Origin of the sequence: Microbacterium allomyrinae, assembly GCF_020682705.1 — a bacterium.
Lineage (GTDB): Bacteria > Actinomycetota > Actinomycetes > Actinomycetales > Microbacteriaceae > Microbacterium > Microbacterium allomyrinae.
Map to the genome: position 1 here is coordinate 44,161 of NZ_JAGTTN010000006.1, position 10,129 is coordinate 54,289.

At 69.7% G+C, this 10,129-nt stretch carries 8 protein-coding genes; all 8 read right to left on the bottom strand.

Translation table 11 applies throughout. From position 1 onward, the window contains the following. Window positions 1-149 precede the first annotated feature (149 nt). The 8 genes from KEC57_RS15580 to KEC57_RS15615 all read right to left on the bottom strand — a co-directional run bounded on the left by KEC57_RS15580 (window position 150) and on the right by KEC57_RS15615 (window position 10,118). The gene (locus tag KEC57_RS15580) at window positions 150-1,034 is read right to left on the bottom strand and encodes a hypothetical protein (protein ID WP_229385609.1); all 885 of its coding nucleotides are present in this window, start codon (window positions 1,032-1,034) and stop codon (window positions 150-152) included. Next, on the bottom strand, window positions 1,034-1,594 hold the full coding sequence (locus KEC57_RS15585) for a hypothetical protein (protein WP_229385610.1): 561 nt from the start codon (window positions 1,592-1,594) through the stop codon (window positions 1,034-1,036). Before KEC57_RS15585 ends, KEC57_RS15580 begins: the two co-directional genes overlap by 1 nt. Beyond that, complete coding sequence (locus KEC57_RS15590) at window positions 1,573-2,160, bottom strand: hypothetical protein (RefSeq protein WP_229385611.1); 588 nt, start codon at window positions 2,158-2,160, stop codon at window positions 1,573-1,575. The genes KEC57_RS15585 and KEC57_RS15590 overlap by 22 nt, the downstream gene beginning before the upstream one ends. 12 nt (window positions 2,161-2,172) lie before the next feature. Beyond that, a complete protein-coding gene (locus KEC57_RS15595; protein WP_229385612.1) occupies window positions 2,173-3,522 on the bottom strand; it encodes a hypothetical protein in 1,350 nt (449 codons plus the stop codon). 8 nt (window positions 3,523-3,530) lie between these two features. Next, window positions 3,531-3,857, bottom strand: a complete 327-nt coding sequence (locus KEC57_RS15600) for a hypothetical protein (protein ID WP_229385613.1) — start codon at window positions 3,855-3,857, stop codon at window positions 3,531-3,533. Between the two features lie 59 nt (window positions 3,858-3,916). Continuing rightward, a complete protein-coding gene (locus KEC57_RS15605; RefSeq protein ID WP_229383556.1) occupies window positions 3,917-4,204 on the bottom strand; it encodes a WXG100 family type VII secretion target in 288 nt (95 codons plus the stop codon). A 107-nt stretch (window positions 4,205-4,311) separates the two neighbouring features. Continuing rightward, entirely contained in the window at window positions 4,312-8,799 is a 4,488-nt protein-coding gene (locus KEC57_RS15610; RefSeq protein WP_229385614.1) for a type VII secretion EssC family protein, read from the bottom strand. Then, window positions 8,796-10,118: an RDD family protein gene (locus KEC57_RS15615; protein ID WP_229385615.1), complete on the bottom strand. Its 1,323-nt coding sequence runs from the start codon at window positions 10,116-10,118 to the stop codon at window positions 8,796-8,798. Before KEC57_RS15615 ends, KEC57_RS15610 begins: the two co-directional genes overlap by 4 nt. Window positions 10,119-10,129 lie beyond the last annotated feature (11 nt).

The following is a 10,129-nucleotide window of genomic DNA, read 5'->3' on the forward strand; positions in this document are numbered from 1 at the left end:
TGGGGAACAATCCCCATGGGCGGAGCCCTCGACCACGGTGCTGCGCGTCTACTCGGCCTGAACTGCGGCCTGCGCGCGGATCCCGCGGATGGGCGGTCATGGGCAGAGTAACCGCGTCGTCGGCGTCCAGAGGGGGTCAGGGCGCTCGGTCAGGCTCGCGGTCCAGACCCAGGGATGTCATACCGAGCGGCGGCCCAGCCGAGCGCGCGCAGCCGTTTGGCCGACGGCGACGGCAGGATGCCGCGGCGGAGGACCGCGGCCACAGCCGCCTCATACGCCTCGTCGAAGTCGGAGCGAGCAGACTCATCCAGCACCGCGAGCTCGTCGTGAGCCCGGTCCTGAGCGGTCTCGCCGGCGCTCAGCAGCTCGTTCCGCTCGCGCGCACCCGCCTTCGGTCGAGCCTCAAGCCCGACCGGGGCGCCGGCGCCCGCAAGACGCTGGGCGGGGATCGCGAGGATGATGGCACCGATCAGGGCGACGACCGTCGCGACCAGTCCTGCGACGGCCACGGCCGTGACGCCCTCGGTCGCGAATCGTACGATCATGGCGATCGAGGCCACCGCCGACCAGATGCCGACGAGCCACAGCATCACCGCTCGCGCGGACGAAGCGGCGCCCTCTCGCCGTGCGACGAGCGCCCCGACAACCATCGCGACGACCGCGATCAGCGCGCAGATCAGAACGGTGGGTCCGACGATCGGCAGCTCACTGATCGGGGTGGACGGGGCGACCCGGCCCGCACCGAGGGCCGAGATCGCGCCGAATCCGGCCGCGAACATGCCGATCATGTCGGGCAGCGGCGTGATCCGCCGCTGCCGGGGCGCGGACGCGCGAGCCGCGACGAGCTCGCGCTCGATCGTCGCGGTGAAGAGGTCGAAGTCGCGGTCGACACGGGTGATCCGCTGCGCCGTGCGCTGGTCGATCGCGTGCAGGGCGGCATCCTGCACCTCACGGGCGACCTGCCGCGGAGTCCGGTCAGCCGTCAGCGGCATCGTCGACGCCCGTTCGACGGCTCGATCATGTGCGAGGGTCATCATTCCTCCAGGCCGACGCTCGAGACCAGTCGGTCTGCGAACGGCAGCATCGCGGTGGCGTACGTGACGCGGTCGGCGATGGCGGTCGCGAGGAGCACCGTGCCCTGCCGCTCGAACGCGTAGTTGAAGCGACCGGCGGCCGCGCCCTCGGCGGATGAGGCGGTCACGACGGCGGCACGGCGTCCTTCGCCCCACATGGGGCTGACGATCGAGTCGACGGTCGGCGCGATCATCGCGGTCGGGTCGTGGGCGACGGCACGGTCGAGGTCGGTCGGCTCGTCGACCTGAACCACCCGCAGCGCGAGCAGCCCGACGACCGGTGTCATCGCAAGGGGGCAGAACAGGAACAGCTCGTGCGTGTCATCGGTGCGGGCTGCACCACACACCTCAGCGAAGGCGCGCACCCGATCGGCGAGCGCGCCTTCGAGCGGTCCGAGTCGACGCTCGTAGCGCGCGACGACCTCGTCGGGCCAGGACCCGTCGTCGGCGACGGGCACCCGCACCCAGACGTCCTCGTCGTAATCGACCCGGTAATGCATCAGACCTCGGCGGGCTTCCATGTGAAGGTGCTGACCATGAGGTCGCTGAGGTCCACGAGCGCCGAGACGACCTCGGTGACATCGTTTGCCGGCACGGGGATCACCGTTGTGAACTGGAGCGCATCTCGGCGCCGGCTTCCCGGAATCGGGATCAGATAGTCGACCACCTGGGCGCGTCCCGCCTCCGCCCCGGCTTTCACGTCGGCCGGAGTCTCCCATCTGATGATCGTCCGGTCGTCGCGGAGGAACCCCGCGCCCCGGTCGCGGATCAGCCCCGCGACCTGGCGATCGAGAGTCCCCCCGAGCTGACCCGAGACGACGGACGCCGTGATCGACATCGGCAACGGCATCTGCTCGGCGGACGTCTGCACGTATACCGCGAACGCGCGCCCCTGCTTCATCTTGCGATAGGCGACCTCGAGCATCGTGCGAAGCTGCGCATCGAGATCAGGACGATGCTGCGCGCGAAGCACGGCGGAGCTGCGGCGGATCAGCGCGTCGGTGCCGGAGCGATCTGCGGGAAGCTCCTCCCACCCGTCGGGCAGGATCAGTCGGAACGGCGGGACGCCGTCGGGTGTGGTGTGCATCGTCCGACCACGTTACCCGGCGAGATGAGCGCGCCACGCATCCTCGGATGACCCGGTGAATGCCTCGTACGCCACACCCCATGCATCGTTCGCGGCCGAGTACGTCTTCAGACCCATATCGCCCGCGTTGAAGATCTGCTGTCCGATGTTCGGCAGGTCGGACAGGCTGTCGACCAGCCCACCCGAGCCGGAGACGGTGCGGATGGCGCCCTGGTGGTGAGCCGTGTAGTTGCCGAGATCAGCGAGGATGTTCGCACCCCAACCGCCGTTGCTTCCGCGCAGCAGGTTGTTGACCGCCGTCGAGCGCGAGCCGATGTCGCCCCAGCGGATGCCCGCGAACGTATCGGCGACCCGCGAGGCGAGGCCGGACCGCGCGGCGCTTCCGAGCCCGTTGCTCGTGCCTGAGGCGATCCCGCTGACGAGTCCTCGTGCAGACCGCAGAGTGCCGACCTGCTCGGCGATCTCGAAGATCGGCCCACCGAGGAACTTCAGCGACTGCAGTCGCTGACCGGACTTGAAGAGCATCCCCAGCTTGCCGAAGGGGAGCACGCCGACGATGGACCACAGCAGCTGATCGAGACCCGCCCGGCCCTTGAAGTAGAGGAAAGCCGTCGCGAGCAGGGCGATGACCCCGATGACGGCGCCGATCAGCGCCAGGATTGGGCCACCGATGATGATGGCTGCGATTGCGACGACGAAGCCCACGACGGCGAGGACGTCGACCACCACCTCGGCGACGCCGGCCAGGTCGTCGGTCCAGTCGTCGGTGATGTTGCCGGACGTTGCGTCATTGATGCGTCCGAGCGCGAGGTCGTACGCGGCGTCCCACGTGTCCCATTGCGCGTCGAAGTCATCGAGGAGCCCGTCGAGGTGGGCTTCGGCGTTGTTCACGGCGTCGCCGGCATCCCGCGCCTGCCAGTTGTCGGCCTGGTGGCGGCTGCGTGCGGCATCATCGCTCGCGTCGAAAACCTCGGATGCCTCGGCCGCCTCAGCGGCGTCGGCGGCGACGTCGCGCTTGCTGTCGAGCCGCGCCTTCGCCGTCTCGATCTCGGTGACGAGCGACCTCAGCACGGCCTGAACGTTACCCAGCGAGGACCCATACTCCTTCATCGCCGTGCCGGTAGGCCTGTAGCGCTCACCCGCCAGTTTGAGTTCGGCGTGGGCTTCACCGACCTCGTCGCGGATGCGTTCGATCGAGCGCCCCTTCTCCTCGGTCGCGCCTTCACTGATCGCTTCCAGGACACCGGCCGCGCCGATCATCTGCCGACCGAGGTTCTCGATCTCACGGCCACGGGCCATGATGCCGTCGGCGTCACCCTCGATCACGTGGACGCGGTGCTGTCTGTTCGTGTGAATCGCCATCGCGTGTCCTATCGGGCCGGCAGGGTGTCGCCCGCCGACTCCTCCAGGGCGACGCTGCGGGAGAGTTCGAGATCGAATTCCTGCCAGCCGGTACACGTCTCCTCGACGGCGACCTGCAGATTCGAGAGTTTGTCGATCAGCGCGTTGCGACGGTCGTCCCAGCCGCCCTCGAACTCGTGGGTGCGGTCGCGGAGACCCGAGCGACCGTCGGGACGGCCGATCAGGTTCTGAAGGGCGTCCGTGTTCCTCGCCGCGTCGGCGAACTCGACCAGGATCTGCTTGAGCGATCCGTTCAGCCTGTTCAGGTGATCGACCTTGATATAGACGTCGGTCATCGTCTCTCCTCAGCGACCGTGGGACGGGGCACCGAAGCGCCCCGTCCCATCAGGTGGTGTCAGTTGCCGGCGAGTGCCTGGTCGGTGTCCTTGATCGCCTGCTGCATCTTGCGCAGCGACTCACCCATGTCGGAGATGCCCTCGATGGCCTTCTCCAGACCGGTGGTCAGCTCCTGGTAGCCCTCACCGAACTTGCCCGACGCATGCTGCGTCTTGAAGTCGTCACCGAGAAGACGGTCCACATCGCTCTTCAGGCGACGCAGCACATCGCCGATCTCCTCACGACCGCTGTCGAGCTTGCCCGACATCGCTTCCATCTCGCCATAAGAAGCCTTGAAATCCGCCATGATCCACAATCCCTTCGAAACCCACGGACCCGATCGGGTCCGCCCACAGGCTAACCCGAACCCCCACCCCACCCCCATGGGGAACCATCCCCATGGGGACGAGCGGATCACTCCGCGCCGAGCGGCAGCTGAACCGTGACGAGCTGACCGTTCTCGACGAACAATCCGCGTCCGGCCGGGAACTCGTGGCGCTGCACCTTCGGGAACGGGACCTTGAAGAGGGAGTCGCCGTCGTAGCTCTCGGGCCGGAGCGCGATGCCGTGGCGGCCCGCCTTCAGTTCGCCCACGAGTCCGTACCCGCTGCTCAGCTGCGAGACATCCCCGTCGGCGACGAGGAAGTGATCGCTGCGGTTTATCGCCTGGAAGAGCTCTTTGAGGGGGCGCTCGGCATCCGTGTCGCCGAACTCGGCGATGTTCTCCACGACGATCGCGATCCTCTTGCCGACGGACTCGTCGGCGACGAGGTCTTTCAGCTCCTTCGCGAGCGCGCGCACGTCTTCGATGCCCGAGACCGCACGCCGCCACGAACGGAAGTCGCGCAGGGCTGCGCGCCGGCCGCCGATGTGGAACAGCTCGACAGCGGGATCGAAGCGCTCCAGCGACGAGACGATGCCGCGCACCGCCGTCGTCTTGCCCGACTGCGGCGGCCCCGCGACGACGAACGTGCCGATCGGCTCGAAGCCCTTGGGGCCCAGCGTGTCGTCGCCGATTCCCAGCGTGGGAAGCTCCCCCACTCGCGTGGGAAGCTCCGACAGCGCCAGCTCGATCGGCAGCGACCCGATGTTCTTGGCCTCGATGGCGCCCGCGGCGCGCAACGCCGCGGCGAACGCCTCAGCCGCGGCATTCTGCTCGGCGACGTTGGTGGTGCCGCCGATGACGGCCACCTGCGTCTCGAGGCCGTCGACGATCGCCCGGCCCGGTGCGCTGCGCTCATTGAGCACGTCCTTCGCGACGCCGAGGATCGAGTACGCGCCCTCGTCCGACATCCGCAGCACGATGCGCTTCGTGACATTCGCGCTGACGGCGGTCGGCACCGCTCCGTAGCGGTCGGCGGTCGCCACGACGTGCACGCCCAACGGTCGCCCCTCGCCCAGCATCCGCATGAAGATGGCGTAGTACGGCGCTCGCGCAGACACGGTCTCCCAGTCCTGCTTGAACACGCCGAAGCCGTCCAGCAGCACGATGATGCGGGGCTCGGCGGTGTCGCCCGTGATCTGGCGGTACTCGGTGAGAGTCGCCGCATTGGTTTCGGAGTAGCGCTTCGCGCGATCGTCCAGGATGCCCCGCAGCGTGCGCAGCAGCCGCTGCACACGCTCGGCGTCGTCGCCCTGCACCACCGAGCCGACGTGCGGCATGGTCTCGAGCGATCGCAGCGCCCCGGTGCCGAAGTCGATGCCGTACACCGCGACCCGTCCGAGGTCGGGCCGGGCGCCGGCCGCGATGCCGATCGTGCGCAGCGCCGCGCTCTTGCCCGCACCACTCGTCCCGTACACCAGCATGTGGCCGTCGGTGTCGGGGCGGAAGAACACGGCCTCCTGCAGCTGGCGCTGCGGAATGTCGGCAAGTCCCACCGGGATGCTCGCGTCGCCCTCGAGGGGCAGGTCGCGCAGGTCGATCGTCGTCGGGAGGTCATCGAGCCACGGCCGCCGCGGAGCGGGGATGCGCGCGACGGACGCGGCGTTGCCCAGGTTGGCGACGAGCCGCTTCTGATCGTTCGGACCGAGATCCTCATCGTGCGTGTCGGAGTCGTTGTCACCCTCGCTCTCCCACAGCGTCACCGAGCCGAAGCGCAGTTCGGCCACCCGCACCTGTGCGCGGTCCGGCTCCTCTGCCGTCCAGCCGCCCGCGTAGCCGGACTGGAACGGCACGAGGCGTCCGGGCCCCGTCTTGGCGATGCCACGACCCGGCAGCGACGGGTCGAAGGTCGACGCGACGGTGTCGCCGACGACATCGTTCGAGTCCGCGGCATCTGCCATGCGCAGCGCCACACGCAGGTTCGTGTTCGCGCGCAGGTTGTCCTTGATGACTCCGGCGGGACGCTGCGTCGCCATGATCAGGTGGATGCCGAGCGAGCGGCCTCGCTGGGCGATGTCGACCACACCGTCCACGAACTCGGGCACCTCGGTCGCCAGCGCGGCGAACTCGTCGATCACGAGCACGAGCGCGGGGGGCGTCTCGGGGTCCTGACGCTTCTCGAGCTCGAGAAGGTCCTTGGCCTTCTTGCGGTTGAAGAGGTGCTCGCGGTGGTGCAGCTCTGCGCGCAGGCTTGTGAGCGCCCGGCGCACGAGGTGCGGGCTCAGATCGGTGACGAGACCGACGGTGTGAGGCAGCTCGACGCAGTCGGCGAATGCCGAGCCGCCCTTGTAGTCCACGAACAGGAACGTCACACGGTCGGGGCTGTACTCGGCCGCCATGCCGAGCACCCATGCCTGGAGGAACTCGGACTTTCCCGAGCCGGTCGTACCGCCCACCAGGGCGTGAGGGCCCTGCGTGCGCAGATCCAGCGACATCGCGTCGGGGCTGCCCTGGCCGACATACGCCTTGAGAGTGCCCGCGCGCTTCAGCCGCGGACGGGTGCCGCGCGTCCGATCGATGATCGAGTTGTTCTGCCGCCACCGCTCGATCGCCGTCTGCGGGTCGGCGGCCATGTCGGTGCCGATGAGTCGCAGCAGCGGAACGCTGGCGGGCAGGTCGGACGAATCGGCGGCGACCGAGCTGGAATCGACCACCGGAGCCAGCCGCTTGGCGAAGATCTCGGCGTACTCCCGCGAGACGCCCTCGATCCGCACCGTCTCGGCGCGGTGTCCGGCGCGCACCCAGCCCACCGAGGCCAGATCGAGTCCGTCCGAGACGTCGATGAACGTGCGGCACGACGCGGGGAGGGATTCGACCGTGGGCGCCACGAACACCGTGTACACACCGGCATCCGGGCCCCGCTCGATCACCTGGGTGAGACGCGCGCGGTCGACCGGCGCATCGTGGGTGACGAACAGCACGAGCGAGACGTCGCCGACATCCGACGAGGCACCGCCCACGCCGTCGCCCACGTGCTTTCCCAGCGTCATCGACGAGTCCTTGGCCGACAGCGGACCGCGGCGCGTGGCCGTGCCGCTGAGACGCTCGAGGATGGCCTCCTCCAGCCCGTTGAGCAGCGCGGTTCCGGCCGACTGGCTGTCGGCGAGCGCCATCTCGGCGAACGGAGACCGCGGGCTGGTGGTGTGGGGAAGCCACTTCATCCACTCGATGTCGCCGGTCCATCCCGGATCGACGATGGCCGCGGTCACGACCTCGTTCGGGGCGTGGAGGCCGAACAGCTGCACGCCGAGGCCGCGCACGACGTCGGCGGCGAGCTCGCGCGGACCGGCGATGCCGATCGCGCCCGCAGAGGGCAGCAGCTCGATCACCGGCACATCGTCGACGTGCGAGAAGCGCTCGCGCAGGCGACGCACCTGCTGCGCGTACAGCGCGATGCCGCGCTGGTCGGTGGGCTCCTGCACGGTGTTGCGGCTCTCACCCGTGCCGACGCCGAGGCGCAGCCCCAGGAAGTTCCAGTGCTCCGGTCGCCGCGTCCACAGCAGCGGCCCGAGCGACATCGCGTTCTCGTACACGGTCGCGGTCGCGGGGGCCTCGGCGCGCCGACGGGCACGCTCGACCTCCTCTTCGTGACCGAGGGTGTCTTCGAGCTCGTCCAGCTGGGTCTCGAAGGTCGAGATCTCGAGCTGCAGCTTCTTGCCCTGCTGGGTGCGCTGCCCGACGAAGTTGCCGAGCATCATCAGCGGCGCCATCACCACGATGAGCAGCGAGGTGGGGCGCTGCGTCATCGCGAACATCGCGAGTCCGAGCAGCACCGGCGCCATGATCATCGGCCACGGGAAGATGCGGGGGTCCGCCTCGTTGGGGATGATCGGATGCTTGAACTCCTGGCCCGCATAGCGATCCTCGACCCGGGGCGACCGGTTGAACAGCAGCGCGCCGCCGCGTTCGAGCACCTGCGAGTCGTCCATGTGAGTGCGCGGCACGAGCGTGAAGGAGACCTCGGTGGCGCCGATGGTGATCTTCTGGCCCGGCACCACGCGCACGCGCTGCACGAGTCCGCCGTCGACGATGAGGCCGTTGGCCGAGTTGAGGTCGACGAGTTCGATGCCCTGATCGATGTCCACGCGCGCGTGGCGCTTGGACACCAGTGGGTCCTCGAGCACGACCTGGGCCGGGGCGACGCGGCCGATGACGCTCGACCCGGCGCTGAGCGACACGGTGGTTCCGGCGCCCGGGCCGCTGAGGATGCGCATCACGGCCGCGGCATCCGCGCCGCCGACAGCACGACCGGGCCCCGCGGGAACCACCGAGGCGTCGAAGCCGGAGCCGATCGGCGCGTCTGCGATGGGCATCGAGGGGTCGAGCTGCACCGGGCGCCCGGCGGGCGAGGCGACCAGCAGTGTGGGGTCGTCGCTCGCGTTCACGGCGCCGGGAGCGGCGAGCGCGTCGCCCTCCGCGAGGGCGCGCGCGACGTCCTGCACGGTCGCGGTGGAATCCGCCGTGACCAGCACGTCGGCGGATGCCCCGACTCCCCGCCTGAGGCTCAGCTTGAGCTTCACGAATCAGCACCTCTCGCGACGAGTTCGAATGTCCTGCCTCCCACATGGACCACCCATCCGAGCGGCACGCGGGTGCGTTCTCCGGCGGGGATCGTCACGACGTCGCCGCCGGGAGAGGTCAGCTGGGTACCGTTTCGCGATCCGCGGTCGATCACCCAGACGCCCTCGGCATCCTGGCCGAATGCGGCGTGCGTCTTGGAGAGCAGGCGCTGCGGGTCTTCCAGTCGCACCAGTGCGTCCACCTGCTCGCCCGCGCCCGGTGCGGGATCGCGGCCGATGAGGCCGAACGCCGGGGCGCGGAGCACCGAGCCGTCGTCGAAGCGGAGAGTGGCCTGCGACCGGCGCCTGCCGCCCTGTGGCGGGGATCCCACCGCGGGCGGCGGCGTCTGCGCGGGCGGGGCCGTCTGGACGGGCGGGGCGGCAGGTGCGAGCGGTGCCGACTGGACGGGCGGCGCTGCGGGTGCGGGAGCCGCGTGAGGCACCGGGGCCGGGGCCGGGGTAGCCTCAGGCGCGACAGGTGCTCCGACGGTCCCTATCGGGGCCTCGCTCGCCGACGACGGCGGCCCGGCGAGGGGCACGCCCGCGATCACCTCGAGGGGACCCGCACCGGCGATGGTCGGCCACTTGGCTCCGGTGCTGCCCGGTCCGACGACACCGGCGCGCGAGCGCGAGTCGGGGATCCGCATGCTCGATTCGGCGTCAGCGCCCGTCTTCATCGCCGGCAGGTTCTCGCTCTGATCGGGCCGGCCACGCAGCTCTCGGCGCGCGTGACGCATCGCCTTGGCGTCGAAGGGGTCAAGGCCCGCCCGTGCGTCGATCACCCAGCAGCCGCCGACGCGGTCCAGGATGCTGCGACCGCGCTGCTGCGGATCCCACAGCCCCGACAGGAACATCAGCGCGGGTCCGATCAGCGGGACGATACCGCTCAGCCAGAGAACGAGCACGCGGAGCACGACATGCCAGAACCCCGGCGCTCCGAGATCGGATTCTCGAACCGACCTCAGACGCATGGCCGCCTTGCCCACGGTCACCCCTCGCCGTCCGTGGGCGATGAGCTGCAGCAGTCCGAAGAGCGCGGGAAGGACGAGGCCGATCCCGATGAGCAGGACCGGCACGAACGACGTGTCGCCGAGCGCGAGCATGACGGCGCCGAAGACGGCCGGCGCCGCGAGCACGACCCAGATCGTCGCGTCGATCGCGAAGGCGAGCGAGCGGAAGCCCGTACTCGCAGAAACGACTCCCAAGGCCGCGACGAGCGCGGGATCGGAGTCGGTCGCATCGACGTCCAGGGATGGCGGGGCGGTGGCGAGGTGGGTCATCGTCGTCCTCG

What these genes read in the sequence shown, in the direction of transcription:
- KEC57_RS15600 (WP_229385613.1), bottom strand. Translation starts at nt 3,857, where the DNA reads ATGACCGACGTCTATATCAAGGTCGATCACCTGAACAGGCTGAACGGA.
- KEC57_RS15580 (WP_229385609.1), bottom strand. Translation starts at nt 1,034, where the DNA reads ATGACCCTCGCACATGATCGAGCCGTCGAACGGGCGTCGACGATGCCG.
- KEC57_RS15585 (WP_229385610.1), bottom strand. Translation starts at nt 1,594, where the DNA reads ATGGAAGCCCGCCGAGGTCTGATGCATTACCGGGTCGATTACGACGAG.
- KEC57_RS15595 (WP_229385612.1), bottom strand. Translation starts at nt 3,522, where the DNA reads ATGGCGATTCACACGAACAGACAGCACCGCGTCCACGTGATCGAGGGT.
- KEC57_RS15605 (WP_229383556.1), bottom strand. Translation starts at nt 4,204, where the DNA reads ATGGCGGATTTCAAGGCTTCTTATGGCGAGATGGAAGCGATGTCGGGC.
- KEC57_RS15615 (WP_229385615.1), bottom strand. Translation starts at nt 10,118, where the DNA reads ATGACCCACCTCGCCACCGCCCCGCCATCCCTGGACGTCGATGCGACC.
- KEC57_RS15590 (WP_229385611.1), bottom strand. Translation starts at nt 2,160, where the DNA reads ATGCACACCACACCCGACGGCGTCCCGCCGTTCCGACTGATCCTGCCC.